This is a genomic window from uncultured Stenotrophomonas sp., from assembly GCF_913778665.1.
In the GTDB taxonomy this organism is placed as follows: domain Bacteria; phylum Pseudomonadota; class Gammaproteobacteria; order Xanthomonadales; family Xanthomonadaceae; genus Stenotrophomonas.
Genome location: NZ_CAJYVQ010000005.1, coordinates 42,723 through 68,529 on the forward strand (window position 1 = coordinate 42,723; position 25,807 = coordinate 68,529).

At 66.5% G+C, this 25,807-nt stretch carries 23 protein-coding genes; 9 read left to right on the plus strand and 14 right to left on the minus strand.

The annotated features are described in order from the left end of the window. Positions 1 to 200: 200 nt before the first annotated feature. Positions 201 to 1,706: a YifB family Mg chelatase-like AAA ATPase gene (locus QZ853_RS06800; protein WP_295571533.1), complete on the plus strand. Its 1,506-nt coding sequence runs from the start codon at positions 201 to 203 to the stop codon at positions 1,704 to 1,706. A gap of 25 nt (positions 1,707 to 1,731) precedes the next feature. On the opposite strand, the gene QZ853_RS06805 is transcribed toward QZ853_RS06800, so the two are convergent. The 4 genes from QZ853_RS06805 to yidA form a co-directional block, all read right to left on the minus strand. After that, positions 1,732 to 2,166 carry an NUDIX domain-containing protein gene (locus QZ853_RS06805; RefSeq protein ID WP_295571535.1) on the minus strand — a complete coding sequence of 145 codons (435 nt, stop codon included), beginning with the start codon at positions 2,164 to 2,166 and terminating at the stop codon, positions 1,732 to 1,734. A 93-nt stretch (positions 2,167 to 2,259) separates the two neighbouring features. After that, a complete protein-coding gene (locus QZ853_RS06810) occupies positions 2,260 to 2,649 on the minus strand; it encodes a hypothetical protein (RefSeq protein ID WP_345777891.1) in 390 nt (129 codons plus the stop codon). Positions 2,650 to 2,758: 109 nt separating this feature from the next. Further along, positions 2,759 to 5,077 (minus strand): TonB-dependent receptor, encoded by a 2,319-nt coding sequence (locus QZ853_RS06815; RefSeq protein ID WP_295571537.1) that lies wholly within the window; start codon positions 5,075 to 5,077, stop codon positions 2,759 to 2,761. A gap of 343 nt (positions 5,078 to 5,420) precedes the next feature. Next, on the minus strand, positions 5,421 to 6,254 hold the full coding sequence (yidA, locus tag QZ853_RS06820) for a sugar-phosphatase (RefSeq protein ID WP_295571538.1): 834 nt from the start codon (positions 6,252 to 6,254) through the stop codon (positions 5,421 to 5,423). A gap of 149 nt (positions 6,255 to 6,403) precedes the next feature. Here yidA and QZ853_RS06825 point away from each other — a divergent pair, with 149 nt between their 5' ends. Continuing rightward, positions 6,404 to 7,054, plus strand: coding sequence for an exopolysaccharide biosynthesis protein (locus QZ853_RS06825; protein WP_295571539.1), 651 nt, complete (start codon positions 6,404 to 6,406; stop codon positions 7,052 to 7,054). A 127-nt stretch (positions 7,055 to 7,181) separates the two neighbouring features. On the opposite strand, the gene QZ853_RS06830 is transcribed toward QZ853_RS06825, so the two are convergent. Then, positions 7,182 to 8,492, minus strand: coding sequence for a sorbosone dehydrogenase family protein (locus tag QZ853_RS06830; protein ID WP_295571540.1), 1,311 nt, complete (start codon positions 8,490 to 8,492; stop codon positions 7,182 to 7,184). Then, entirely contained in the window at positions 8,485 to 8,925 is a 441-nt protein-coding gene (locus QZ853_RS06835; protein ID WP_295571541.1) for a DUF2231 domain-containing protein, read from the minus strand. The genes QZ853_RS06830 and QZ853_RS06835 overlap by 8 nt, the downstream gene beginning before the upstream one ends. A gap of 341 nt (positions 8,926 to 9,266) precedes the next feature. Between QZ853_RS06835 and QZ853_RS06840 the strand changes: the two genes are divergently transcribed. Continuing rightward, positions 9,267 to 11,033 (plus strand): S8 family serine peptidase, encoded by a 1,767-nt coding sequence (locus QZ853_RS06840; protein WP_345777892.1) that lies wholly within the window; start codon positions 9,267 to 9,269, stop codon positions 11,031 to 11,033. After that, on the plus strand, positions 11,033 to 11,629 hold the full coding sequence (locus tag QZ853_RS06845) for a DNA breaking-rejoining protein (protein ID WP_197581490.1): 597 nt from the start codon (positions 11,033 to 11,035) through the stop codon (positions 11,627 to 11,629). The genes QZ853_RS06840 and QZ853_RS06845 overlap by 1 nt, the downstream gene beginning before the upstream one ends. Before the next feature lie 94 nt (positions 11,630 to 11,723). On the opposite strand, the gene QZ853_RS06850 is transcribed toward QZ853_RS06845, so the two are convergent. Genes QZ853_RS06850 through cyoA form a run of 5 tightly spaced genes read right to left on the minus strand, consistent with a single transcriptional unit; the run spans position 11,724 to position 16,275 of the window. After that, entirely contained in the window at positions 11,724 to 12,410 is a 687-nt protein-coding gene (locus QZ853_RS06850) for an SCO family protein (RefSeq protein ID WP_295571545.1), read from the minus strand. Between the two features lie 11 nt (positions 12,411 to 12,421). Beyond that, entirely contained in the window at positions 12,422 to 12,754 is a 333-nt protein-coding gene (gene cyoD, locus QZ853_RS06855) for a cytochrome o ubiquinol oxidase subunit IV (RefSeq protein WP_295571546.1), read from the minus strand. Between the two features lies 1 nt (position 12,755). Next, positions 12,756 to 13,391, minus strand: coding sequence for a cytochrome o ubiquinol oxidase subunit III (cyoC, locus tag QZ853_RS06860; protein ID WP_295571547.1), 636 nt, complete (start codon positions 13,389 to 13,391; stop codon positions 12,756 to 12,758). Then, positions 13,388 to 15,364, minus strand: a complete 1,977-nt coding sequence (gene cyoB / locus QZ853_RS06865; protein ID WP_295571548.1) for a cytochrome o ubiquinol oxidase subunit I — start codon at positions 15,362 to 15,364, stop codon at positions 13,388 to 13,390. The genes cyoC and cyoB overlap by 4 nt, the downstream gene beginning before the upstream one ends. 5 nt (positions 15,365 to 15,369) lie before the next feature. Then, positions 15,370 to 16,275: a ubiquinol oxidase subunit II gene (gene cyoA / locus QZ853_RS06870; RefSeq protein WP_295571549.1), complete on the minus strand. Its 906-nt coding sequence runs from the start codon at positions 16,273 to 16,275 to the stop codon at positions 15,370 to 15,372. Positions 16,276 to 16,458: 183 nt separating this feature from the next. On the opposite strand from cyoA, the gene QZ853_RS06875 reads away from it, so the two are divergent. The 4 genes from QZ853_RS06875 to QZ853_RS06890 are packed head-to-tail and all read left to right on the plus strand — an operon-like array spanning position 16,459 to position 20,331. Then, positions 16,459 to 17,874, plus strand: coding sequence for a PLP-dependent aminotransferase family protein (locus tag QZ853_RS06875; RefSeq protein WP_295571550.1), 1,416 nt, complete (start codon positions 16,459 to 16,461; stop codon positions 17,872 to 17,874). 55 nt (positions 17,875 to 17,929) lie between these two features. Then, positions 17,930 to 18,208 (plus strand): hypothetical protein, encoded by a 279-nt coding sequence (locus QZ853_RS06880; RefSeq protein ID WP_295571551.1) that lies wholly within the window; start codon positions 17,930 to 17,932, stop codon positions 18,206 to 18,208. Continuing rightward, a complete protein-coding gene (locus QZ853_RS06885; RefSeq protein ID WP_295571552.1) occupies positions 18,208 to 18,807 on the plus strand; it encodes a DUF6436 domain-containing protein in 600 nt (199 codons plus the stop codon). Before QZ853_RS06880 ends, QZ853_RS06885 begins: the two co-directional genes overlap by 1 nt. A gap of 9 nt (positions 18,808 to 18,816) precedes the next feature. After that, on the plus strand, positions 18,817 to 20,331 hold the full coding sequence (locus tag QZ853_RS06890) for a PLP-dependent aminotransferase family protein (RefSeq protein ID WP_295571553.1): 1,515 nt from the start codon (positions 18,817 to 18,819) through the stop codon (positions 20,329 to 20,331). Between the two features lie 133 nt (positions 20,332 to 20,464). Here the strand turns inward: QZ853_RS06890 and QZ853_RS06895 are convergent, their stop codons facing one another. From QZ853_RS06895 to QZ853_RS06905, 3 genes are all read right to left on the minus strand, one after another. After that, positions 20,465 to 21,766 (minus strand): aminotransferase class V-fold PLP-dependent enzyme, encoded by a 1,302-nt coding sequence (locus QZ853_RS06895; protein ID WP_295571554.1) that lies wholly within the window; start codon positions 21,764 to 21,766, stop codon positions 20,465 to 20,467. After that, positions 21,766 to 24,168 (minus strand): TonB-dependent receptor, encoded by a 2,403-nt coding sequence (locus QZ853_RS06900; RefSeq protein WP_295571555.1) that lies wholly within the window; start codon positions 24,166 to 24,168, stop codon positions 21,766 to 21,768. The genes QZ853_RS06895 and QZ853_RS06900 overlap by 1 nt, the downstream gene beginning before the upstream one ends. 218 nt (positions 24,169 to 24,386) lie before the next feature. Further along, positions 24,387 to 24,788: a hypothetical protein gene (locus QZ853_RS06905; protein ID WP_295571556.1), complete on the minus strand. Its 402-nt coding sequence runs from the start codon at positions 24,786 to 24,788 to the stop codon at positions 24,387 to 24,389. A gap of 186 nt (positions 24,789 to 24,974) precedes the next feature. Here QZ853_RS06905 and QZ853_RS06910 point away from each other — a divergent pair, with 186 nt between their 5' ends. After that, positions 24,975 to 25,802, plus strand: coding sequence for an AraC family transcriptional regulator (locus QZ853_RS06910; protein ID WP_295571557.1), 828 nt, complete (start codon positions 24,975 to 24,977; stop codon positions 25,800 to 25,802). Positions 25,803 to 25,807 lie beyond the last annotated feature (5 nt).

The following is a 25,807-nucleotide window of genomic DNA, read 5'->3' on the forward strand; positions in this document are numbered from 1 at the left end:
TGACGCAGCGGCGGGGTGCGCCGCGATTACGGCGCGGTGTGGATGGGGTGGCCCGAGCCAGCGGGCGATCAGGTGTGAGCTGTTCAAGCCCCGGGCTCGCCCTTGACCAGAATCCTCCTAGCCATTTCCCCCGCAATGCCCGATGGCGTCATGCGGAACACCTGCCGCACCATCGAGCAACCCTCTGCAGGAATCCACACATGAGCCTCGCGCTGGTCCACAGCCGTGCCCGCGCCGGGGTCGATGCCCCGCTGGTGCGGGTGGAAGTGCACCTCTCCGGTGGCCTGCCTGCCACCCAGATTGTCGGACTGGCCGAGACCAGCGTGCGCGAATCGCGCGAGCGCGTGCGTGCTGCCCTGCTCTGCGCGCGCTTCGACTTTCCACAGCGGCGCATCACCCTGAACCTCGCACCTGCCGATCTACCCAAGGAAGGTGGGCGTTACGACCTGGCCATCGCGCTGGGCATTCTTGCGGCCAGCGGACAGATCGAGCCGCAGTCGCTGCTTCAGTACGAGTTCCTGGGGGAGCTGGGGCTGACCGGCGAGCTGCGGCCGGTGGCGGGTGCGCTGCCGGCGGCGATTGCGGCGGCCGAGGCCGGGCGCATCCTGGTCGTGCCGCCGGGGAATGCCGCAGAAGCAGCGTTGGCGGAGCACGCTGATGTACGCGTGGCCCGCACGTTGCTGGAATGCTGTGCCGGGCTGGGCAATCCGCGCCTGCTACCACGCGTGGAGCGCGTAGACACGACGCCGTTGCCCCTGCCAGATCTGGCCGACGTGCGCGGGCAAGCGCATGCGCGGCGCGCGTTGGAAGTCGCCGCTGCCGGTGGTCACCATCTTCTGCTGATCGGCAGCCCTGGCTGCGGCAAGACGCTGTTGGCCTCGCGCCTGCCCAGCCTGTTGCCGGATACCGAGGAAGCCGAAGCTTTGCAGCTGGCCGCGATTGCCTCGGTGAGTGGCGAAGGGCTGGACCCAAAGCGGTGGCGGCAGCGTCCCTTCCGGGCTCCCCACCACAGCGCGAGCGCGGCGGCGCTGGTCGGCGGCGGCAATCCGCCCTGCCCCGGCGAGATCTCGCTGGCCCATCACGGTGTCCTTTTCCTCGATGAGCTTCCCGAGTGGAACCGCAGTGCATTGGAGACTCTGCGCGAGCCGCTGGAGTCCGGCCACATCCGCATCGCCCGCGCGGCGCGCAGCGTCCAGTATCCTGCGCGTTTCCAACTGGTGGCGGCGATGAATCCCTGCCCGTGCGGCTGGGCCGGTGACCGCAGCAATCGCTGCCTGTGCAGCGATGAACGGATCAACCGCTATCGCGCGCGGGTGTCCGGCCCGCTGCTGGACCGTATCGACCTGCACATCAGCGTGGCGCGCATGGATGCGGTCGAACTACGGGAGAGCACGCCGCTGGGGGAGCCCAGTGCGGCGGTACGTGCACGGGTGGAAGCTGCCCATGCCCGACAGCAGGTGCGTGGCGGGCTCAACGCGCATCTGCCGCCGGCGGCGCTGCGGGCCTGCACGAAACTGAGCGAGGGCGATCAGGACATGTTGGAGCAGGCCATTGAGCGCCTGCAGCTGTCCGCACGTGCGATGCACCGGATTCTGCGGGTGGCGCGCACGATTGCCGACCTGGCGGGTTGCGAAACGATCCAGACGACGCACCTGGCCGAAGCAATTGGCTACCGGCAGCTGGACCGCGGGAAGGCGAGCACGTAATCGCATCGGCCGGGATCAGGGTGCGTCATGCGGGCACACGTTCAAAGAGATCCGGCAGCCATTCCGGCTTGAACAGGGAAGCAGGCTGTTCTCTCATCTCTTCTACGCGCCACCATTTCCACGCCCTGATCGTGGCATTTTCCTCCTCCGTCCACCCGCCACGCTGGATGTCGGGCTGGTTGAGGCTGCGGACCAGAAAATACTCTTCCAGCCACCGCGCAGGCGTTGATCGGGCGACCGCGTAGACGGCGTCGCGCTTTTCCAGCCGCACGCCTATCGGCAGATCCAATCCAGTCTCCTCCCGAAGCTCACGCCGTGCGGCGTCCGCATATCCCTCCCCGGGCAGAAGCTCCCCGCCCGGTGTCGCCCAGAAGGGGGCGTGGTGTTCATCGTGATACCGGAACAGCAGCACCGCATCCTCAGCAACGATCACAAGGCGTGCAGATCGTCTGATTTCCATCGTTTCCCGTCCTTACCGGCCCGCCCCAGAATAAGCCAGAAGCAGGCAGGCCGAGAGAAAGTCATCAACGCGTGTCGATTCCTTGCCAGTGATTCACTTTCCCGGGAGGGGCGCCTGTCGCCGGACGGCAACGGACGCCATGCGGCGGCTGACAAGGCCGAAGAGGTCCTGCAGTTCGGCTGCACGCTCGGGCGTGCTGTTGCTGCCGAAAAGCACACGCGCCAGCGCGGCTTCACGGGTGTCATGCGGGAACCGCAGGCGGTCCCGATACACCTTCTGGCACACCAGCCAAGCATTGCGCAGCCCACCGCCGGGCAGCGGTCGGACCACGCGTTCGTAGACGTGCCAGAACTGGTACTCGGCCTGCAGGTCGATCACAGGTGCCACGGACGGCGCCTGCCGGGTCCGTCCTGGGCCTCGGATGCCGAACAACCGGGTTGGCGGGGTCTGCTGTGCCATGCCAACAGGATGACCCAGCAACATTGTGGGAACCTTGCGTCACTGCCGGAAAATCGCTGCCGGCCGCGCAAAGCTGGGTCTGGGGTCAAAGCCCTTTGCTGCGTAAAGGGCTTTGACCCCGACCATCATTGGCTCAGAACACCATCGAGGTGCTGAGCATCAGCTGCCGGGGCGCGCTGCGCTGCAGGGTCTGGTAATCCCCCGAGAATGAAGAGCCGGCGATGGTGGCGGTGCCGATGTTGTGGCGGTTGAACAGGTTGCTCACGTCAAGCCGCAGCTCCAGCCCCGGCACCGCGCTGTCCGCACCAAACCGGTAGGCGGCGTAGGTGTTGACCTGCCAGAAGCTCGGCACGCGGATGTCGTTCTCGTAGGTGAACGGCTGGCGCAGGTACGAGGTACTGGTGGCACCGAAACGCCAGTCGCCGAAGTGCGCCGACAGATCACTCACCAGCGAGATCTGCGGGTAGCCCGGCTGGGCGTTGCCCTTGATCGGGTACACGGTGTCGCCCACCACGAAATCGCTGCCGTAGTACGAACGGGCCACGGCCACGCCCTGGTAGAACTGCAGGTGGTCGGTCAGGTCGGCGGTGATGCCGAGGTCGGCACCGATCACATGCATCTTCGGCATCAGCCGCACGGTGTTGATCTGCGCGAACTGGGTGCCGATGGCGGCCGACAGCAGGCGGTTGCGGATGTCGTTGTAGAACACGTCGCCGGTGATCGTCAGCCGGTCGAAACGATGCGATGCGCCCACGGTCAGGTTCCAGTTCTTCTCCGGGCGCAGCGTGCCGGCCACGCGGTTGAACTCCTCCTGGTCGGTGATGGTCCACGCCGAGGCGGTGTAACCGATGTTGCCGCGCTGGGCGACGCGATAGCCGTTCATGGTGTTGGCCAGGTCGATGAAGGCGTCGGTGGATTCGGTCGGGCTCCAGAACAGCGAAACATGCGGCAGGAAGTTGCTCTTGGCGCGCAGCGTACCGTTCACCGGCCGATCCTCGGCATCGCCGAGGCCGCCGCCGTTGGTGCGGAAGTCCACGGCCTTGAAGCCAACACCCAGCTTCAGCGTGTCACTCAGCACGATGTCATCCTGCAGGTAGAACTGGCGCGAGCGGGTTACCCAGCTTGATGCGTTGTCGGTCTTGAACGCCGGCCCGTACACATCGAACGGACCGGTGGCCTTCAGCGGTGGGCCCTCGCCCAGCAACGGCTGCTGGTACCACTCAGTCTTGGCGGCGGCCTTGCTCTTCTCCTGCCAGAAGCCGGCGGTGAAGGTGTGCGCGCCGGCCTCGAACTGCAGGTTGAGCATGCCACCGAGCCGGTTGAGGCGCGGCGTCTGCACCTGCTCGGAGAACGGCGCGCCGTTGGGCGACGGTACGGTGGGGTCGGTCAGCGTGGCTTGGGTGTGGCTGTTGGCGTTGTACAGCTGCACGTTGCCGCGCAGCGCAGGCGTGATCTGGAAGCGATGATTGATCGAGGACACGCGATCGCGGGTGATCTGGCCGGTGTCGTACGGAATCAGTTCGGACAGCTCACCGCAGGTGTAGGCGCCGCAGGATTTGTCTGCGTTCTCCGGCGAGGCCACATACCAGGCCCACGCGTAGTCCGGGTAGAAGATGTCCGCCTTCCAGCCCAGCTTGCGGATCATGTCGAAGGAAATGTTGTTGTAGCCCCAGACCTTGGCCTTGCTGTCGGACAGGAACACGGTGAAGTCACCCCAGGCGACGTCCTGCTGCAACTTCAGGTCGCCGCGCAGGAAGTTCTGGGTTCCCTCGCCCTGGTACTTGTCAGCCGATACGCGCTGCAGGTCGACCAGTACTTTCGGGCCGTGCTCGCCAAGCTGGCCGCTCTGGCCGGACACGGTGGTGACCAGCGTGCTGTTGCTGCCCACGCCCTGCTTCACGCGCAGGCTGGGCGTGTCCTGTGGCTCGCGCAGGCGGTATTCCAGGCTGCCGCCGTTGATGCTGCTGGAGAACACGCTGACCGGTGCGCCGCCGGGGCTGACCGTGATCGCGCCGATGCCATCGGGCACCCCCACGTTCACCACGCTGGTACCGGTGAGCGAAAGGAAGCCGTTGTCGTTCAGCGGCACGCCTTCGAAGGTAATGCCCATTTCGTTCATGCGGAAGCCGCGCACGAACAGGCTGGTCGCCGAGATATCCAGGCCCAGCCCATCGGTGGCGGTGTAGCTGGCGCCGGGTACCTGCTTGAGCATGGCCAGGCCGTTGTTGCCGGTGATCATCGCGTCGAGGTCTTCGGCCTTGATGATGTAGCGGTTCGGGCCAACCACCTGGGTCGGTGCAACGGCGGCGCCGCGCGGTGTGGCGATCACCTGCAGGGCGTTGAGCGTGGTGGGCGTGTCGTGTGTGGTCTCGGCCGAGTCGGAGGCATACGCAGGGGCGGCAATGGCGGCGAGGATCGCCAGGGCGAGGCGCGTCGTGGGCGGGGTGTTCATGAGCAGATCCAGGGTGCAGGGGGAGAGCGGCGCAGGCGCACGCCCAGCGCGATGCAGCGCCGGTGTCGGCGCCCTGGCTGGTGATGCGATTGCGTTGAGGGGATGACCGCGCGGTGCGCGCCGGTCAGTGGCAGACGAGGACGATCATCTGTCGTGGGATTCGATGGCGTGATCTCGACGTGCGAAAGTCTTGCATCGCACTGCCGCATCCGCCATTGCACCGTGGTACAGCGCCGATGGCGGTGGGGATGGGGGGGCTATACGTAGGTATAGCGCCAGTCAGCGCTTACGGCCTGCGTGTGCCGACCAGGGTTGGCACACGCCAGGGCATCGAGACGCGCGGCTACTGCAGTACGAAGCGCTCGATCGCGCGCGCCACGCCTTCATCGGCATTGCTGGTGGTCTCGAACCGCGCCACTGCCTTCACCGCATCGATGGCATTGCCCATCGCCACGCTGGTACCGGCGTACTGCAGCATGGTCAGGTCGTTCTCCTGGTCGCCGATGGCCATCACGTTGGCGCGGTCGATGCCCAGATGCTCGGCCAGCGTCTGCAGGCTAGGCCCCTTGCCGGCGCGGTGGTCGAACACTTCCAGGAAGAACGGTGCGCTCTTCAGTACCGCGAAGCGCCCGGTCAGCGCGCTGGGCAGGCGCGTGATGGCAGCGTCCAGCACCTCGGGCTTGTCGATCATCATCAGCTTGATGAAGGACATCGACGGTTCCATGTCCTCCACGCGGCGATACGACAGCGGCATCCGCGAAAGGTGCGAGTCGGCCACGGTGTAGTAGCTGATGTCCTGGTTGGGCGTATAGATGCGCTGGCTGTCCAGGGCCTGGAAGTGCACGCCCAGGTCGCGGGCCACCTGCTCGCAGAACAGGAAGTCGTCGAAGCTGAGCGGATACTCGACCACGGTTTCGCGCGTGCCGATGCGCTGCACCAGGCCGCCATTGCAGGCGATGCAGTAGTCGTCGCTGCCGGTGATGCCCAGCTCGTGCAGGTACGGCGCCAGGCCCGGAACCGGGCGGCCACTGGTCAGCACGATGTGCACGCCCAGCGCGCGCGCCTGCGCGATCGCCTGCTTGGCCCGGGCAGTGAGCCGATGGGCTGGGTCCAGCAGGGTGCCATCCATGTCGATGGCGACCAGTTCGATGGTCGATTGCCGGCGGCCCATGTCCATTGCGTTCAACTCGTGCGGGGCACGCCAGTTTACCCCCTCATGCCCGGTTCACCTCTTTGCCCACGTTGGCCGGGATACTGCAAGGGCCTGTGCGTCCCCCACCGCAGGACGGCCCGTTGACCGCCCTTCCCTGGAGAACCTTGCGACGCATGACCTACCGTGCCCCCGAAACCAACGACAGCGCCCCCCTGGCCCAGCAGATCGAGCAGATGATCGACGAACTGCCCGGCGACCAGGTAAGGGTCGGCACTTTGCTCAGCGCGCTGGGCGATGAGGGACTGCTGCTGATCGTGATCCTGCTCTCGGCCATCTTCATCATCCCGGTGTCGATCCCCGGGCTGAGTACGGTGTTTGGCGCCTCGATCCTGCTGATCGGCCTGAGCCGGGTGCGCAACCGTCCGCTGTGGGTGCCGCAGAAGCTGGCGCGCCGCGAGATCGCCACCGACAAGCTGAAGGCCAACCTCGGCCGTGCGCTGAAATGGGTGCACCGCATGGAGCGGCTGTCGCGGCCGATGCGGCTGGCGGTGATGGTGCGCTCGAAGAAGATGATGCGCCTGAACAACCTGATGCTGGTGTTCGCGACCCTGCTGCTGATGGCCCCGGCCGGGCCGATTCCCTTCAGCAACACGCTGCCGGCGTTGGCGTTGATGTCCTTTGCGATCGGCTTCATCCAGCGCGATGGCGCGGCAGTGGCAGCGGGCTACGCGTTCGTGGTGGCCACGATGGTGTATTTCGGCGTGCTGCTGGGGGGCGTGGGATTTGCTGCCGAGTCGGTGTTCAGCGGGTTCCGCGCACGCTGAACCCGGCTGTAGAGTCGACTGTCAGTCGACTGCTCTGCGTTGCCCACCGGGAAGCACGCGCTGCGCGCGAGTCGACTGACAGTCGACTCTACCCGTTGTCCTTCGGTCACGGCTCGACGCTATGCAGCTACTTCGCTGATACCCGCCACACCACGTCGCCCACGTCGTCGGCCACCAGCAGTGCACCTTCGGCGTCCATCGCCATGCCCACCGGTGCGCCCATCAGGGTCTTCTCGTCCTTCGAGGCGAAGCCGCTGACCACGGTCTGCGGCCGCCCGGTCGGCTTGCCGTCCTTGAACGGTACGTACACCACTTCGTAGCCGCTCAGCGGTGAGCGATCCCAGCTGCCGTGCTCGCCGATGAAAGCCCCGCCGCGGTATTGCGGCGGCAGCGCCTGGCCGGTGTAGAACAGCAGGCCCAGCGGTGCCACGTGCGAGCCGATGGCGTAGTCCGGCACGATCGCCTTGGCCACCAGGTCCGGGCGCTGCGGCTGCACGCGCTCGTCCACGTGCTGGCCGTAGTAACTGTAGGGCCAGCCGTAGAAGCCATCTTCCTTCACCGAGGTCAGGTAATCCGGCACCAGATCGGCACCGATTTCATCGCGCTCGTTGGCCACCGCCCACAGCTGGCCGGTGCTCGGCTCCCAGTCCAGGCCGGTGGGATTGCGGATGCCCGACGCGTAGATGCGGCTGCCACGCGTGGCCACGTCCACTTCCAGCACCACCGCACGGCGGTACTCGACCGCCAGGCCATTCTCGGTGATGTTGCTGTTGGAGCCCACGCCCACGTACAGCTTGCTGCCATCGCGGCTGGCCAGCAGTTCCTTGGTCCAGTGGTGGTTGATGGTGCTGGGCAGGTCGGTGAATTCGCGCCCCTTGTCGGACATGCGGGTTTCGCCGGGCACGTAGTGGTACTGCATGATGTTGCCGGTGTTGGCCACGTACAGCGTGTCACCGATCAACTGGATGCCGAACGGCGAATGCAGGCCCTCGATGTAGACGTGCTGGGTCCAGGTGGTGGTGCCGGGCGTGCGCCGCAGCAGGGTGACCCGGTTGCCACCCTTGCCGGCCTTGCCCGAGCGCGCCTTCACCTTGCCCGCGATCCACTGCTTGGGCGTGGTTACCGGCTCTTCACCGGGGCCGTTGCCCTCCACCACCAGCACATCGCCGTTGGGCAGGGTCAGCAGGCGGCGCGGGTGCAGCAGGTTGGCGGCAATGCGCTCGATCTTCAGGCCCTCGGCCACCGTGGGCGACTGGCCTTCGGCCCAGCCGACGCCCTTGGGCACCTGCATCGGCGGCATCAGGAAGTTCTTCGGCGCCGGCAGCGGCGGCTTCGCGCCGGACTGGTCGGCGGGATGGTATTCGGCCTTGCCGGCACAGGCGGACAGCATCACGGCCAGCGAAAGTACCGCCATGGTGGGCAGGAGCGGCTTAGCCATGACGACCTCCGTGCAGCACCGGCGGCTGCAGCGACAGCAGGATGAAGCCCAGGCCGATCAACGCGACAGTCAGCGCCGACAGGATCGTGCCCGGCACGGCGACGGCGTAGGCATCGCGGCTGTGCACGAAGGCGTTCCAGATGGCCACCAGTACCGCCACCAGGTTGAGGAAGAAGTCGATGCGGTCGATGCGCGTGGCGGTACCGTTGCGGCGCCAGACCGCGAACAGGTTGATCAGGCGCGGAAGGATGGCGATCAGCAGGCCGAAGGTGATCAGCCAGGCGGCGGACTTGCCCCACATCACCTCGGCGCTGTTGAGGTAGATCGCATCGAAGATCAATGCGCCGACGAAGAAGCCGAACGGTATCGGGTTCAACAGGCTGAACAGGGTGGTGCCGAGGCCGCGGTGGGCCTGGGCCAGGGGGTTGACCATCGTGGTGCTCCGTGCGGAAGGGTGCAGGAGCCGTAGTAGCACAGCCGGATGTGAAGCCGCGCGATGACGCGGTAGATCCACGCCACGCGTGGATACGCGGCCCCGGTAGATCCACGCCATGCGTGGATACGCGCACCAACCCGATGCCGGCATCCACCCGATGCAGGCCACCGCTGTCGTAATTACCACGCGGCATAAGCGTTTGTGACGCAATCGGCAAATCTGCACATTGCAGGCGTGAAGAGGTAGGGGGTTCTTCGTTGTGTCGCGTTTGGCTCATTGCGATGGGGCAGTCCCGCCCCGCCGTCTGCCATGCCGATTCACAACAGAAGGACTCGTGTATGAAGCGACACACGCAACGCTCCACACCACCTCGCTCCGCGCGCTTGGCTCTTGCCACTGCCCTGGTGCTGGGCAGCCTGGTGGCTACGGCCCAGGCCCAGCAGGCCGATCCGCTGGCGGGGCGGCAGTGGCACCTGCTCAACACCGGGCAGGCCGTGCTGGGCGATACCCTGCCGGTGGCCGGCAACGATCTGAACGTAGATGGCCTTTTCCGCAATGGCATCCGTGGCCAGGGCGTCACCATCGCCATCGTCGATGATGGCCTGCAGATCGCCCACCCGGACCTGGCCGCCAACGTGGCGGCGGTGGCGGGCAAGAACTTCGCCAACGGCTCCAACAACCCCAGCCCGTCCAACCCCGATGTCGACAACCACGGCACGATGGTCGGCGGCATCGCCGGTGCGGTGGGCGGCAACAATCTGGGCGTGCGCGGCGTGGCCTCGGCGGCGACCCTCAAGGGCTTCAACTTCCTGGCATCCAATGCGCAGGGCAGTTCAACGTCCAACATCGAGTATTCGTGGTGGGACGGTGCCGAAGTGGCCGACGTGCAGGTGTTCAACAACAGCTGGGGATCCGTTCCAGGTAACCCGAACCTGCCGCCGGCCTACAGCCAGAACGAAATTTCAGCCTACGAGCAGGCGATGTCCGGCACTCGCGGCGGTCGCGGCGGCATCTATGTGAAAGCGGCCGGCAACAACCACGACAACGGCTACCGGCCGGACGGCAGCGATATCTGCTCGGCTGACACGAAGAACCGCAACACCGGCTGCGTTCCGGCCGGCCGTGACCCGCGCAACAACCTGTTCACCGTGATCACCGTGGGCGCGGTGCGTGCCGATGGTGTGCGCTCCTCGTACTCGTCCACCGGCTCGGCGCTGTGGGTGTCCGGCTTCGGCGGCGAGAACGGCTGGCAGCGGCAGGTCGTGCCCGGGCAGCTGCCGATCCGCTACGATCCGGCCATCCTTACCACCGACGTCACCGGTTGCCTGCAGGGCAGCAACAAGAACAGCAGCCTGCGCAACACGCTGGACGGCGCGCAGTCCGCCATCGACAGCACCTGCAACTACACCGGCAAGATGAACGGCACCTCGGCCGCCACGCCGATGGTCTCGGGTGTGGCGGCGCTGGTGCTGGAAGCCAATCCGAACCTGTCCTACCGCGACGTGAAGTACATCCTGGCCACCACCGCCACCCGCAACGACCCGAACCGTGCGGCGGTGACACTGGCTGACGGCCGCGTGCTGGTACCGGGCTGGACGGTGAACGCCGCCGGCCGCGCCTACAGCAACTGGTACGGCTTCGGCGTGGTCAATGCCGCACGCGCGGTGCAGGTCGCGGAGAACTTCCAGTCGCTGGGTGCACTGGTCGACAGCGGCTGGCGTACCACCACGCGCACCGTGGCCATCGGCAATACCCCGGCCGCCGCGGCACGCCTGACCTTCCAGGTCGCCAACGGTGCGCGCAACATCGAGAGCGTGCAGCTGGGCTTCCGGGTCAACCACAGCAACACCCGCCAGCTGCAGTTCGTGCTGGTCTCGCCCAGCGGCACGCGCAGCGTGGTGCAGCCGGCGTTCACCGCGATCGGCTCAGGCACCGGCGGCGTGCAGCGCAATTTCACCAACTGGGACCTGCTGTCCAGCAATGCCTTCCTGGATGAGAACGCCACGGGCACCTGGACGCTGGAAGTGACCGACCTGGGGCAGGCCGCGAATGCTGCATCGCGTGGCAACCTCGAATCCTTCAAGATCCGCGTTCTGGGGCACTGATGATGAAGAAGACCATTCTGTTGAGCACCCTCGCCCTGGCGGCGATGACCACCACTGCCTGGGCCCAGAGTTCCGGCCAGGCCCCTGCCACGAGGACCTTGTCGACTGTGGATGCACAGGCGTTGAAGGCGGCGGCCACTGGCCGTTCGTTCGATGTGGGCGGTTCGCGCTTCCAGCTGGCACCGTCGGCGACCGTGCAGCCGGCCAGCGGCGGCCAGTTCAGGATCACCCCTGCGGCTGATGCCGGCGCGGCGGCCACCAGCACGCGCAGCAAGCGCTCCACCGATGCCGGCAGTGCCGGTGCGGCGGCACGCGTGGATGCCGGTGCCAGCAAGTTCGCTGCGGCTGTTTCCAGCGATGGCGCACCGGTAGTGGCGACCTCGCGGGTCAAGGTGTTCTTCACTGACGCCGCCTCGGCGCAGCGCGCGGCGACTGCCACCGGCGGCACCGTGGTGAAGGTGTCCAAGGCGGCGGGCCGGGCGATCGTTGAGTACCCGTCGGTGAATGCGGCCCTGGATGCAACCACCAAGCTGTTGTCGACCGCTGGCATCCGTGCGGCCGAGCCGGACGTGGTGCAGTGGGAAGAAACCAAGTAAGCCGTTGAGTGGTGCCCTCGGCCGGTTGGCTCTCCTGGCCGGCCGAGGGATTGGTGCAGGAAATGTGCCGGCGTATGGTCGGCACACACCCGCATCATCCAGCAGCGGCGGCGAGAGTGCCGCTGCGATTGAGGTGGCAGCTGGCCAGCGCGTCGTTGCCGGCAGCCGGGTGGCCGGGCTCCAGCAGCAGGCGCTGCACGTCGGAGAACAGCTCCTGCACCGGCATGCCATACGGTGCGAACAGGCGCAGGCGGCCCTGGCGATCGAACACGTAGCCGCCGGCGATGTGGCTCATCGTGTAGGTCTCCGGTACCTGGCCGGGTTCCTTCTCGTAGAACGCCTTGAAGTCGCTGGCCATCGCAGCCAGTTGTGCTTCGTTGCCGACCAGCGCGATGGCCTTGGGATCGAAGGCTTCCACATAGGTGCGCGCGACCTCGGGCGTGTCGCGCGCCGGGTCGACGCTGACGAACACGACCTGCAGCTGATCGGCATCCTTGCCCATCAGGTGCTTGACCTGGCTCAGCTCGACCATCGTGGTCGGGCACACGTCCGGGCAACTGGTGAAACCGAAGAACAGATAGGTCACCTGCCCCTGCAGGTCCTTCGCGCCACGCACGGTGCCGTGGCTGTCGGGCATCGACCAGTGCTGGCCAAGCCCTTCGCAGGCGATGTCCTTGGAGTAGAAGTCCATGCGCGACTGCGCACTGCAGCCAGCCAGCAGGCCGAGCAGCAGGCCTGCGGCCAGGCGCAGGCCACGTTGGGGGAACGCAATGCCTTTCACGGTTCGCAGGCTCAGTTGATCATCATGTGGTAGTGCATGCTCCAGATGATCCAGACCGACAGTGCGACGATGATGAACAGGATCACCAGGGTGAACACGAAGCTGGCCAGGTTCCAGCCACCTTCGGACGTGCGGTCCATGTGCAGGAAATAGACCAGCTGTACCAGGATCTGCGCCACCGCGAAGCCGACCAGCAGGAACAGCGTGAGCGGCCGCGACAGCACTGGGTTCATCACCAGCGCGAACGGCACCACGGTCAGCAGCGCGCACAGCACGAAGCCGATCAGGTAGGACTTGGTGGAGCCGTGCGCATTGCCGGCGCGCGAGGTTTCGACGTGGGCCATGTCAGAAGGCTCCGATCAGGTAGACGAAGGTGAAGACGCAGATCCACACCAGGTCCAGGAAGTGCCAGAACAGGCTCAGGCACGACACGCGGGTGATGTTGGTCGGGGTCAGGCCGCGGCTGTAGACCTGGTGCATGACCACCGCCATCCAGATCAGGCCACTGGCCACGTGCAGGCCGTGGGTGGCGACCAGCGCGAAGAACGCCGACAGGTAGGCACTGGTGCTGGGGCCCGCGCCTTCGTGAATCAGGTGCGAGAACTCGTAGATCTCCATGCCGATGAACGAAGCGCCGAGCACGAAGGTCACGCCCAGCCAGCGCAGCACCGCCGAGGCATCGTGGCGATGCATCGCCAGCACGGCCTGGCCGTAGGTGATGCTGGAGATCAGCAGCAGGAAGGTCTCGGCCATCACGAACGGCAGCGAGAACAGCTCCTTGCCGGTCGGGCCGCCGGCGTAGGCGGTGCTGAGCACCGCGTACGAGGCGAACAGCGAACCGAACAGCACCAGGTCGGACATGAGGTAGACCCACATGCCGAACACCTTCATGCCGCCCTGCTCGTGGCCGTGGTCGTGCGCGTGGTGGTCCTCGTGCGCCTGCGTGTCGCTGGCCAGCTCGGGGCGGGTCAACAGGTTCATGCGCGTACCTCCTTCAGCTTGGCCAAGCTGGCCGCTTCGGTGCGCGCCACCTCTTCGGAACTGACGTAGTAGTCCACGTCCTCGTCATAGGAGCGCACGATCAGGGTGACGATCATCGCGATGAAGCTGGCTGCGGCCATCCACCAGATGTGCCAGACCAGAGCGAAGCACAGCACCAGAATCCAGATGTTGAGGATCAGCGGTACGCCGGTGTTCTTCGGCATGTGGATCGGTGCGTACGTCTTCGGCGGCGGCGGCAGGCCGCGCTTCTTCGCTTCATGGAAGGCATCCAGCTCATCGGCCTTGGGCACCACGGCGAAGTTGTAGAACGGCGGCGGCGACGGCGTGGCCCATTCCAGCGTGCGTGCGTTCCACGGGTCGCCGGTCAGATCCAGGTTGCGCTTGCGGTCGCGCACGCTCACGTAGATCTGCACCAGCATCAGGATGATGCCCGCGAACACGAACAGCGCACCGATGAACGCGGCGATCAGGTACGGCGTCCACGCCGGGTTGTCGTACTGGTTCATGCGGCGGGTCATGCCCATGAAGCCCAGCATGTACAGCGGCATGAAGGCCAGGTAGAAGCCGATCACCCAGCACGCGAACGACCACTTGCCCAGGCGCTCGTTGAGAGTGAAGCCGAACACCTTCGGGAACCAGTAGGCGAAGCCGGCCAGGTAGCCGAACAGCGCGCCGCCGATGATGGTGTTATGGAAGTGCGCGACCAGGAACAGGCTGTTGTGCAGCAGGAAGTCCGCGCCCGGGATGGCCAGCAGCACGCCGGTCATGCCACCGATGGTGAAGGTGACCAGGAAGGCGATGGTCCACAGCATCGGTACGCTGAACTCGACACGGCCGCCGTACATGGTGAACAGCCAGGTGAAGATCTTCACGCCGGTGGGGATGGCGATGATCATCGTCATGATGCCGAAGAAGGCATTGACGCTGGCACCGGAGCCCATGGTGAAGAAGTGGTGCAGCCAGACGATGAACGACAGGATGCCGATTGCCAGCGTGGCGCCGACCATCGACTTGTAGCCGAACAGTTTCTTGCGCGCGAACGTGGCGGTCACTTCGGAGAAGATGCCGAACGCCGGCAGCACCAGGATGTACACCTCCGGATGGCCCCAGGCCCACACCAGGTTCACGTACATCATCGGGTTGCCACCCAATGTGTTGGTGTAGAAGTTGAAGTCCAGGTAGCGATCCAGGGTGAGCGCGCCCAGCGCCACGGTCAGGATCGGGAAGGCGGCGATGATGATCACGCTGGTGACCAGCACGGTCCAGGTGAACACCGGCATCTTCATCAGGGTCATGCCCGGCGCACGCATGCGCAGGATGGTGATGAACAGGTTGACGCCGGTCAGCAGGGTGCCGATGCCCGAAGCCTGCAACGCCCATATGTAGTAGTCCACGCCAACGCCTGGGCTGAACTCGATGCCCGACAGCGGCGGATAGGCGACCCAACCGGTCATGGCGAATTCGCCAACGCCCAGGGAGATCATCATCAGCGCTGCGCCGACCACGAAGATCCAGAAGCTGAAGGCGTTGAGGAACGGGAACGCCATGTCGCGCGCACCGATCTGCAGCGGCACGATGATGTTCATCAGGCCGACCACGAAGGGGGTGGCCACGAAGAAGATCATGATCACGCCATGCGCGGTGAAGATCTGGTCGTAGTGCTCGGGCGGCAGGAAACCGTCACTGCCCGGCCCGGCCGCGGCCAGCTGTGCGCGCATCATCAGCGCGTCGGCAAAGCCGCGCACCAGCATGACCAGCGCCACCACCACGTACATGATGCCGATCTTCTTGTGGTCCACGGTGGTGAACCAGTCGCGCCACAGCGGGCCCCACAGCTTGAAGTACGTCACTGCGCCAAGCAGCGCGAGGCCACCCAGCACCATGGCCGCCAAGGTGACCACGACGATCGGCTCGTGCAGCGGCACGGCCTCCCACGTCAATTTACCCAACATGTTCGTTACTCCTGGGAAACCTGGGCACCATCGGCAGCGCCCGCCGGGGTAGCAGCAGCGGTGTTCTCACCGACGCCGATGAACTGGTCGATGACCTTCTTGAACAGCAGCGGTTCAACACTGGAGAAGTGCTGCACCGGTGCGTTCTTCGACGGCGCGGCCAGCGCCTTGAACTGCGTGAAGCTGAGCGCGTCCGGCGCGCTGCGCACCTCGGCCACCCAGCGCTCGAAGTCTTCGTTGCTGCTGGCAGTGGCGATGAACTTCATGTTCGAGAAGCCATGCCCGCTGTAGTTGCCGGACATGCCGCGGAACTGGCCGGGTTCGTTGGCGATCAGGTGTAGCTGCGTGCGCATGCCGGCCATCGCGTAGATCTGCCCACCCAGCTGCGGGATGAAGAAGGTATTCATCGTCGAGTTGGAGGTGATGTTGAATGCCAGCGGGCGGTTGGCCGGGAAGTTGAGCTGGTTGACCGTGGCGATGCCCAGGTCCGGGTACACGAACACCCACTTCCAGTCGGTGGCGATCACGTCCACGTGCAGCGGCTCACCGGCCACGTCCAGCGGCTTGTAGGGGTCCAGCTCGTGGGTGGACTTCCACACGATCACCGCCAGCACCGCGATGATGATCAGCGGCACGCCCCAGACCACGATCTCCACCTTGGTGGAGTGCGACCAGTCCGGCGTGTATTTCGCGTTGGTGTTGCCGGCGCGGTAGCGCCACGCGAACACGAAGGTCAGCACGATGGCCGGTATCACCACGATCAGCATCAGGCCGATGCAGATCAGGATCAGGTCGCGCTGGGCGAGCCCGACCATGCCCTTCGAATCCAGCAGCACCCAGTCACAGCCCGACAGGCCGACGCAGGCCAGGGCGACCAGCGCCAGGCGGATGCGGTTCCAGCAGATATTCATTGGAGGTCAACCCTGTTGAAGAAGCGCGCTTGACCGGCTCGCCTGCGCGCAGCGCCCGGGCGTGGAGCGGCTACACTGTGGGTACGAGGTCGCCTACAAGCAGGCGAACCACTCCAATCAAGCCCATACAAGATACAGCATTGTATGGACTTGTGCATCTGCACGTATGGAAAAATCTGACCGATGACGCCACCTGCCGCCGGCCGCCGCCTGAAACACCCCAATCGCACCTGGGTCCGCCCCTTCCGCGAGGGCGCCGGCCCGCTGTACCTGCAGATTGCCCAGCAGGTGCGCGAGGCAGTGGATGACGGCGTGCTGCGCCCGGGCGACCGCCTGCCGCCACAGCGCGACCTGGCCCAGCAGGTGGGCGTGGACCTGACCACGGTCACCCGCGCCTTTGCCGAACTGCGCCAGGCCGGCCTGCTCGATGCGCAGGGCGCGGGCGGCACCTTCATCGCGCTGTCGGCCGGCAACCGCAGCACCTCGGTCGACCTGAGCATGAACATCCCGCCGCTGCTGGGCAGCGCGCCGTTCGCACAGGGCATGGAGGCCGGCTTCCAGCACGTGGGCCAGCAGCTGGGCCAGGGCGAACTGATGAGCTACCACGTCGGCGCCGGCACCCGCGAGGACCGCGCCGCCGCCGTACAGTGGCTGGCACCGATGCTGGGTACAGTCGGCGCCGACCAGGTAGTGATCTGTCCCGGTGCGCAGACCGCGCTGTGTGCATTGATCCTGGCCCGCACCCAGCCGGGCGAGCTGATCGCCGCCGAACAGCTGACCTACCCGGGCCTGCTGGCCGCCGCGCGCGTGCTGCAGCGGGGCGTGGTGCCGGTGGCGATGGACGCCGAAGGCATGCTGCCCGAGGCTCTGGAAGAAGCCTGCCAGCTGCGCCGCCCGCGCCTGCTGTACCTGGTGCCGACCATCCAGAACCCCACCACGGCAACGATGTCGGCGCAGCGCCGGCAGGCCCTGCTGGATGTCGCCAAGCGCCACGATCTGACCGTGATCGAAGACGATCCCTACTGGTTGCTGGCCGGGGACGCCGCGCCGCCGCTGGCCGCGCATCGCGACGCCGGCTGCTCTGTCTACTACATCTCCACCCTGTCCAAGTGCCTGGCGCCTGGCCTGCGCACCGCCTACCTGGTGGTACCGGCCGGCGAGCCGATGGAACCGGTACTGGACGCCCTGCGCGCCATCGCACTGATGCCGACCCAGTCGATGGTGGCGGTGGCTTCGCAGTGGATCCGCAGTGGCCAGGCCCAGGACATGGTGCAGCGCTTCCAGCAGGAGCTGCGCGAGCGCCAGGCCATTGCCGCCCGGTATCTGCCCACCCGCGCCCAGGCCCATCCGGCCGGCCTGCACGTGTGGCTGCCGTTGCCGCCACGGCTGGACCAGTACCGGCTGATCCAGGCCGCCCAGGAACAGGGGCTGGGCATCGCCAGCTCCGACGCCTTCAGCGTGGAGGAGCCGCCACCGGGCAACGCGATCCGCCTGTCGCTGGGCGGCGCGGTCGACCAAGGCGCGCTGGCCGGGGCGCTGGCGAAGCTGAATGAGATCCTGTCTGAAGCGCCCGAGGCCCGGCACAGCGCCATTGTCTGAGTCATCCACGTGGCACGGCATCCATACAAGGTGATATTTTGTATGCAATGTATGGATGAAGGGACGTGCATCGATGCGCGCCGAGAAACTGAAGTTCCACCTGGTGATGGCCGGTTGCGGCGGCTTTGTCGTGCTGATGATGGCCGCGCTGGCCTGGGTCTGCCTGCAGCCGCAGACCGTGGACGTGCAGGCCGCCGAGCGCCACGCCATCGAGCAGTGCGTGCAGCGCAGCGAGGACCCGTCGCGTAGCGAGATCCAGCGCCGCGCGCAGGCCGATTCCTGCCGCGAGATGCGCAAGCAGTACGTGCACAAGTTCGGCCGGGAAGACTCCTGATGGGCGCAGCCGCGCCGCGCCGCCGCTTGCTCCTGCCGACGATGATCGCCCTCGCCTGCCTGTTCATGGCCGGCGTGGCGACAGCCCTGTGGCAGTACTTCGGCTACAGCGCGCAATCCACGTTCACCGAACAGGTCATCGTGTTCGACGACGCGCAACTGCGCCTGCCGGCCGATCTCGCCGGTGACACCGGCCGCATCCGCGTGGTGCACTTCTGGGACCCGGCGTGCGCGGTCTGCAACCGCGAGACCGGTGCGCACCTGAGCTACCTGATCAGCATGTACCGCCGCGCTGGCATCGACTTCTATGCAATCCGACGCCCGGGCACGCAGGGCGAACTGCCCGAGCCACTGCGCAGCAAGGTGATCAACCTGCCTTCCATCGACGGCATCGAGCACATTCCGGCCAGCCCGGCGGTGGCGATCTGGGACCGGCAGGGACATCTGGCCTACGCCGGCCCATACAGCATCGGCATGGTCTGCAACTCGGCCAACAGCTTCGTCGAACCGTTGCTGGACAAACTGGTGCGCGGCGAGACCGTGCGCCCGAAAGGACTGCTGGCCGTGGGCTGCTACTGCCCATGGCAGGCCAAGCGCTGAGGACGCGCCATGACACCCTCGATGCTGGCGTGCATGGCCGCCGCAAACAACAACGGCGGTCACCTGCCCGAACCGACCGATGGTTATGGACAGGCTCCCGCCGTTGCAAGCAACGATACGCCCCGACATGCTCCGTACATGCCGCGACCGGATGTCGCAGCGCGCGAGTGGGTGCAGGATGTGCTTGCGCACAGCGGGCCGATCTACCTGCGCATCGTCAATTCGCTGGAACGCACGGTGCGCCGTGGTGGTCTGGCACCCGGCCAGCGCCTGCCGTCGCAGCGCGCGTTGGCGCGACAGCTTGGCATCGACCTGACCACGGTCACCCGCGCGTTCGATGAAGCACGCAGGCGCGGCCTGATCGAGGCACGCGGTCCGCAAGGCAGTTTCATCGCACCGCCGAAGGCCGGCTTCGAGCAGGTGGTGGACCTGAGCATGAACGTGCCGCCGGTGCCCGACGCCGACGTGCTCGCCGAAACGCTGCGGCGTGGCGCCGCCGCTGTGCTTGCGCGCAGCAACGCATCGAACCTGATGACCTACCACCTGGGCGGCGGTAACCCGACCGACCGCCATGCGGCGGCGCGCTGGCTGCAACCGATGCTGGGCGCGGTGGACGATGCCTGCCTGCTGCTGACCGAAGGCGCGCAGGTGGCGTTGTCGGCGATCCTGCTGAGCCAGAGCCGCGACGGCGATGCCATCCTATGCGATGCGCTGGTGTATCCCGGCCTGTTGCAGGCGGCCGCAGCACTCGGCCGGCGATTGCTGCCCGTGGCCAGCGACGAACACGGCATGTGCCCCGACGCGCTGGCGCGACAGGCACGCGAAAACGGCGCACGGCTGGTCTATCTCAACCCCAGCTGCCAGAACCCGACCGCGCTGACCCTGCCGTTGCAACGGCGCGAGGCACTGGCTCGGGTGCTGGAACGCGAAGGCCTTCTGGCGATCGAGGATGATCCGTACTGGCACCTTGCCGAGGACGCACCAACACCGCTGGCGACACTGGCGCCACGCCATGTGTTCTACGTGGCAACGCTGTCGAAGGTGATCAGCCCCGGCCTGCGTACTGCCTTCGTGCACTGCCCAGGCGCCGCACACGCCGAGGCGATGACAGCCGCACTGCGGGCAACGCGGTTGATGGGCCATCCGCTGGTGTCGGCGCTGGCCAGTCAGCTGCTGCTGGATGGCTCGGCACAGTCGCTGCTGGCGCAGGTACGCAGCGAGGCACGTGAGCGCATGCGGATGGCGCGGTACCTGCTGGCGCCGTCGCTGCTGCAGCGTGCCGAGGGCCTGCATGCCTGGTGCCGGATACCGGCGCCGTGGACCGATGCGACCCTGGTGCGTATCGCCCAGCTGCAGGGGCTGGCGATCGCACCGTCATCGGCATTCTGCCCGCCGGGGGTGCTGCATCCGAATGGCGTGCGGCTGTCGCTGGGGCTGGCAGCGGACCGCAGGCAACTGGAAAGCGCGTTGCGTCGGATCGACCGCCTGTTGTTGTCGGATGCCTTGCCGGCGATCGAACGGTAGCGCTGGTCCCTGCCCGGCGAGACGAAGGGTTGGCCCGGTGGATCCACGCCATGCCTGGATAGGATATGCCCACCAACGGTCGGCACCCGCCAGACCGGTCGTGCCGGCCGCTGGCCGGCAGTACCGTTTACTGTCAGGCCAGGGCGGAGAGAGCCTGCACCAGAGCGTCCATCTGCGCTGGCCGGGTGAATACCGACGGTGTCACCCGCACGCAGGCACCCGATTCCAGTCCATCGCGATAGGTGGTGAAGATCCGATATTCATCCAGCAGGCGCTTCTGCAGTACCTGGTTCTGTTCCACCGAGGTGTGGCCGCGCAGGCGGAAACTGGCCAACGCACTGGCCAGCGCCGGATCCGGCGGAGACAGCACTTCGATATGCGCCATCTGCCGCGCGGGCACCGTCCAGCGTTCACGCAGGTAGCGCAGGCGCGCCTGCTTGTTGGCGGCACCGATACGCTGGTGCAATGCGATCGCCTCCGGCAGCGCCAGGTAGGCGGCGAAGTTGACCGTACCGGTATGAACGCGGCTGCCGACACGGCCATCGTCGGTCTCGCCCATGTACGGGTCCAGGTCCGCCACACGCCCCCTGCGCACGTACATCGCGCCGACGCCGACCGGCGCACCGATCCACTTGTGCAGGTTGATGCCAACGAAATCAGACTTCAGCTGCGGCACCGTGTAGTCGATCTGGCCGAACCCGTGCGCGGCATCGACGATCACATCGATACCACGCGCACGTGCGCGTTCGGCAATCTCGGCCACCGGCAGCACCAGCCCGTGGCGATGGCTGACCTGGGTCAGCAGCACCAGCTTCAGCCGCGGCAATCGCGCGAATGCGGTCTCGTAGGCCTCCACGGCCTGCGCGTGGTCCGGCACCGGCGGCAGCGCGATCCGCTCGACCTGTACGCTACGACGCTGCTGCAGCCAGCGCATCGCTCCGATCATGCTGTCGTAGTCGATGTCGGCGTACAGCACCTGGTCGCCCGGCTGCAGGCGGTTGTAGCCGCCGATCAACGCCAGCATCGCTTCGGTGGCGCCCCGCGTCAGTGCGATCTCATCGGCGCCGACACCGAGCAGTTCGGCCACCTGCCGCTGTACCCCCATGTACTGTGCCGGGAACGCGCGGCGCCCATACCAGGCGTTACCACGATTCACCTCGGCGCTATGGTGCTGGTAGCTGGCCAGCGTCTCGCGGCCCATCGCCCCCCAGTAGCCGTTCTCCAGGTGGTTCACTTCATCGGTGATGTCGAAGTGGCTGGCCACGGTCGACCAGTAGTTCTCATCGTGGGCCAGCATGTCCGGCGCCACGGTCGTCGCGGGAATCTCCATGGCCGCAGCGTAATGCGAAGTACCGCTGGCAGCGAGTGAAGGCAACGCCGCAGCGGCCGGCAGCAATGCACCGGCACGCAGCAGGGAACGACGACGAGCGTCCATCAGAAGGTCAGCCGGTACTGCGCGTACAGGTTGGCACCGTCGGTGTCATACGGCGCGTTGCGCGAGTAGACCAGGCCTCGGCTGGCCTGGAACGTTGCCTCGTCCGGATAGCGGTCGAACACGTTGTCGGCGCCGACGCGCAGGCTGTGGTGTTCGTTGATGCGATAGCCCAAGGCCAGGTCGAGGAAGCTCATCGCACCGAAGCGCTGGTAGATGTCGCCGGCCGCGTTGCCGCTGGAATCGGTCCAGGCACCGTAGTAGCGCATGCGCGCCATCAGCGACCAGGCGCCAATGTCCCAGCTGCCGGTCAGGCTGCCCTTGTGCGCGGGCAGGCGGTCCTCGAACAGCACGCGCTGGGTTTCGTTGGTGGCCACCGAGGTGCGGCCGTTGTCCACGCGGGTACGGTTGTAGTTGTAGGCCAGGGTCAGCGTCATGCGGCCGGCGCCGAGATCGCGCGGGTAGTTGCCGACCACGTCCACGCCGGTGGTGGTGGTGTCGAAGTCGTTGGTGAAGTAGTTCACCGAGGTATAGCCAAGCGGATTGGGCGTACCGGCCGGAATGGCGAAGCTGGCCGACTGGCTGAAGCGGTCGGTGAGCTTGATCTGGTAGACGTCCACCGAGCCTGACAGGCCCAGGTCGGTGCGCCAGGTCAGGCCCAGCGAGGCGGTGCGCGATTCTTCCGGCTTCAACGGCCTGGCGCCGAGCAGCTGCGCCAGCGGATCGTTCGGCGACAGGCGGCCACTGGTGAAGATCTGCAGCGTGCGCGTGTCCAGGCCCTGGCTGGTGCTGGTGGTGTTGAGCTGCGCCGGCGTCGGTGCGCGGAAGCCGGTCGACACGGTGCCGCGCAGGGCCACCTCCGGGGTGATCGCAAAGCGTGCCGAGAGCTTGCCATCCAGCGTGCTGCCGAAGCTGGAGAAGTCCTCGTAGCGGCTGGCTGCGCCGATGCTCCAGCGTTCGCCCAGCGGCACTTCAATATCCACGTAGGCGGCCTTGCTGCGCTGGCTCCACTGCCCGGCCTGGCTGGCCGAAAAGCCCGGCGCACCATTGGCATTGGCCTCCAGGCCCGCCACGGCGCCCGGACCCACCGCGTACGAGGCCGGATCACCGGCGCGCACCTGGTAGGTCTCCTGGCGGAACTCGCCACCAAAGGCGACGTTGACCGGCTTGGACAACGCAGCCACGTCCCATTCGTAATTGAAGTCGGCGTTGGCGTTCTTCTCGGTCTGGGTCAGGCGGCCGAGAACGAAGTCGGTCGGGCTGGCTGGGCCGAGCGAGGCATTGATCGAGTTCTTCAGGCTGTAGTCGATGGCGTTGCGACCATACGAAGCACTGACATCCCAGCGCAGCTTCGGCGTGATCTCGCCACGCAGGCCGCCAACCAGCTGCAGATCGTTCTGCACGTTGCCGTACTGCGGGCTGAAGCCGACCGGGTACAGCGAACGCAGGTTCCAGCCCGGGAAGATCGACGTGGTGCGGTAGGCACCGGTGGTGGTGTCCGGGTTGCGCCAGTTGAAATCGCTGACGCCATCACTGTGGCTGTAAAGACCGAACGCGTACAGCTCCAGCGCCTCGCTGGCGTTGGCCTTCACGTTGAAGCCAACGCGGCGGCTTTCCAGTTCCGGCTGGCCCCAGCGCTGCACCGGATTGGGCACGTCCAGCTCCGGATGCGCGGCCTGGAAGGCGATGGCATCCGGGCGCTGGCGGGTGCGCGACGTGGCATCGGAATTGAACGACTCGGCGAACAGCACCAGGCTGCCATAGTCACCCAGCGACCAGCCGGTGCGCGCACTGAAGTCGCGCGAGGCACCGTCGCCCTGTGCGTACTGCGAGTAGCCTGCGGTGATCTCGGTGCCCGGGCCGTCTTCGAGAATGATGTTGATGACGCCGGCGATGGCATCCGAGCCGTACTGCGCAGACGCACCATCACGCAGTACCTCGATGCGCTTGATTGCACTGGTCGGAATCTGCGCCAGGTCGGCGGCCTGCGCGCCACGGTTGCCGAGCAGCGCGCTGCGGTGGAAGCGGCGGCCGTTGACCAGCACCAGGGTCTGGTCCGGCGACAGGCCACGCAGGGTGGCCGGGCGCACGAACACCTGGCCATCGGCCATCGGCAGGCGCTGCACCACGAACGACGGCACCAGCTGGGCCAGCACGTCCTTCAGGTCGGTGGATTCAACGGACGTGATGTCTTCCTTGGTGAACACGTCCACCGGCGCCAGTGTTTCGAACTGGGTGCGGTTGGACGCGCGGGTACCGGTGACCAGCATCGCGTCGAGCTGGGAGGGCGCCGCACGGCTGCCGCTGGTGGCATCGACCGCATCGGATTCCGCTGCGATCGCGCCTCCTGCGCTGGCCATGGCAAGGGCAAGGAGGATGGAACGCGAAAGCTTCGAACGATGCACGGCAGGACTCCGGGAGGACGCGACAGGGCCAGCACCTGTGCGCACACAACAGGCCTGGCCAAGGCGCGCAGTCTCGGCGCGATGTGTGAAGGAGGCATGACGTCAGTACGACAGCTTGATGCGCCAACCAAGGTTGGCCCCTGCCAAGGCTCATCCTTGGATCCACGCCCGGCATGGAGGGGCAATGCAGACCCACGCCCCATCCCCGCACACAGCGGCTAGCCGTTGCCGTCGTCGCCAAAGCCGAAACGGGCCGGCCGTGCCGTTCGCAGCGGAACGAACATCATGGCGGCGAACACCACCAAGGCGGGGGTGGACATGATCCAGATGCCCCGGTTGCGAATCCCGATCCCCATGAAGTCGACCTGCAGATCGCCGATCCACTGCAGCTGCGTCAGTATCATCACCAGCCCGCCGAGAGTCGCGCACGGCAACCCACCGTGACCGGCCCCAAGCAACGTCGGTGTCAGAAACCCGGCCAGCAACGCGAAGCCGACACGGTACACCCAGGGATTGCCGCGCCACCGTGGCGCACCGAACAGCATCAGCAGCATCAGCGCCAGGGTCAACAGACTGGGAAGTACCCAGAGGGCAAGCAGCATTTCGATCATCTCGATCATCGGCCGGGCTCCGCTGGCCTGGCATCCCACGCCGTCGATCGCATCTCCCTGCCCCCCATCACGTCCATGAAGCACGCATTGTTGCCGGTACGCAGGCACGCGCAAGGCCCCGGCAGCGCAAGAACTGCTAAACGCCGCGCCTGCCGATCCGCTACTGTGCCGGCATTGGATGCGGGGAACGGCAGGATGAGCGCGGCAGGCAAGGCGTTGTGGTACATCGAAACCCATGCGGAGCAGCCGCTGGCCCTGGCCGATATCGCAGCAGCAGCGGGGCTGTCGCCCTTCCATCTGTCACGCCTGTTCCAGGCCCGCACCGGCACCTCGGTGGTGCGCTACCTGCGTGGACGCCGCCTGACCGCCGCTGCTCAGCGGCTGGCCAACGGTGCGGGCGACATCCTGCAGGTGGCCTTGAGCGCCGGCTACACCACCCACGCTGCGTTCACCCGCGCCTTCTGCGAACAGTTCGGGCAGACCCCGGAGCGGGTGCGCGAACAGGGCACCGATGGGCTGGCGCTGGTGCAGGCGATCCGCCTGGACGATGCGCCGGCTGCCTGCGCTGAGGCACCACGGCTGCTCGACACGCCCGCGTTCCAGCTGGCCGGGATCGGCATGCGTCATACCCGCGACAGTGGCGGTGCGATTCCCGGGCAATGGGCCCAGCTCAACCGCGAATGGCCGACGCCGGCGCCGATCAGTTTCGGCGTATGCTGCAACAGCGACGACGACGGCGGCTTCGACTACATCGCCGCGTTGCCGGTCAGTTCACTTCGCGCCGTGCCCACGCACTGGCAACGCGTGGACGTGCCCGCACGGCGCTATCTGGTGGCCTGGCACGGTGGGCATATCTCGGCCATCCGTTCCACCTGGTTCTGGCTGCTGGACCACTATCTGCCCGGGTCTGGCCTCAGCCTGGCCGACGCGCCTGACCTGGAGCGCTACGACACCCGCTTCGATGAGCACACCGGCAATGGCGGCGTGGAGATCTGGTTGCCGGTAGACGAGCGTCCCTGCTGACATGG

What these genes read in the sequence shown, in the direction of transcription:
- QZ853_RS06800 (WP_295571533.1), top strand. Translation starts at nt 201, where the DNA reads ATGAGCCTCGCGCTGGTCCACAGCCGTGCCCGCGCCGGGGTCGATGCC.
- QZ853_RS06805 (WP_295571535.1), bottom strand. Translation starts at nt 2,166, where the DNA reads ATGGAAATCAGACGATCTGCACGCCTTGTGATCGTTGCTGAGGATGCG.
- QZ853_RS06810 (WP_345777891.1), bottom strand. Translation starts at nt 2,649, where the DNA reads ATGTTGCTGGGTCATCCTGTTGGCATGGCACAGCAGACCCCGCCAACC.
- QZ853_RS06815 (WP_295571537.1), bottom strand. Translation starts at nt 5,077, where the DNA reads ATGAACACCCCGCCCACGACGCGCCTCGCCCTGGCGATCCTCGCCGCC.
- yidA (WP_295571538.1), bottom strand. Translation starts at nt 6,254, where the DNA reads ATGGACATGGGCCGCCGGCAATCGACCATCGAACTGGTCGCCATCGAC.
- QZ853_RS06825 (WP_295571539.1), top strand. Translation starts at nt 6,404, where the DNA reads ATGACCTACCGTGCCCCCGAAACCAACGACAGCGCCCCCCTGGCCCAG.
- QZ853_RS06830 (WP_295571540.1), bottom strand. Translation starts at nt 8,492, where the DNA reads ATGGCTAAGCCGCTCCTGCCCACCATGGCGGTACTTTCGCTGGCCGTG.
- QZ853_RS06835 (WP_295571541.1), bottom strand. Translation starts at nt 8,925, where the DNA reads ATGGTCAACCCCCTGGCCCAGGCCCACCGCGGCCTCGGCACCACCCTG.
- QZ853_RS06840 (WP_345777892.1), top strand. Translation starts at nt 9,267, where the DNA reads ATGAAGCGACACACGCAACGCTCCACACCACCTCGCTCCGCGCGCTTG.
- QZ853_RS06845 (WP_197581490.1), top strand. Translation starts at nt 11,033, where the DNA reads ATGATGAAGAAGACCATTCTGTTGAGCACCCTCGCCCTGGCGGCGATG.
- cyoD (WP_295571546.1), bottom strand. Translation starts at nt 12,754, where the DNA reads ATGGCCCACGTCGAAACCTCGCGCGCCGGCAATGCGCACGGCTCCACC.
- cyoC (WP_295571547.1), bottom strand. Translation starts at nt 13,391, where the DNA reads ATGAACCTGTTGACCCGCCCCGAGCTGGCCAGCGACACGCAGGCGCAC.
- cyoB (WP_295571548.1), bottom strand. Translation starts at nt 15,364, where the DNA reads ATGTTGGGTAAATTGACGTGGGAGGCCGTGCCGCTGCACGAGCCGATC.
- cyoA (WP_295571549.1), bottom strand. Translation starts at nt 16,275, where the DNA reads ATGAATATCTGCTGGAACCGCATCCGCCTGGCGCTGGTCGCCCTGGCC.
- QZ853_RS06875 (WP_295571550.1), top strand. Translation starts at nt 16,459, where the DNA reads ATGACGCCACCTGCCGCCGGCCGCCGCCTGAAACACCCCAATCGCACC.
- QZ853_RS06880 (WP_295571551.1), top strand. Translation starts at nt 17,930, where the DNA reads ATGAAGGGACGTGCATCGATGCGCGCCGAGAAACTGAAGTTCCACCTG.
- QZ853_RS06885 (WP_295571552.1), top strand. Translation starts at nt 18,208, where the DNA reads ATGGGCGCAGCCGCGCCGCGCCGCCGCTTGCTCCTGCCGACGATGATC.
- QZ853_RS06890 (WP_295571553.1), top strand. Translation starts at nt 18,817, where the DNA reads ATGACACCCTCGATGCTGGCGTGCATGGCCGCCGCAAACAACAACGGC.
- QZ853_RS06895 (WP_295571554.1), bottom strand. Translation starts at nt 21,766, where the DNA reads ATGGACGCTCGTCGTCGTTCCCTGCTGCGTGCCGGTGCATTGCTGCCG.
- QZ853_RS06905 (WP_295571556.1), bottom strand. Translation starts at nt 24,788, where the DNA reads ATGATCGAGATGATCGAAATGCTGCTTGCCCTCTGGGTACTTCCCAGT.
- QZ853_RS06910 (WP_295571557.1), top strand. Translation starts at nt 24,975, where the DNA reads ATGAGCGCGGCAGGCAAGGCGTTGTGGTACATCGAAACCCATGCGGAG.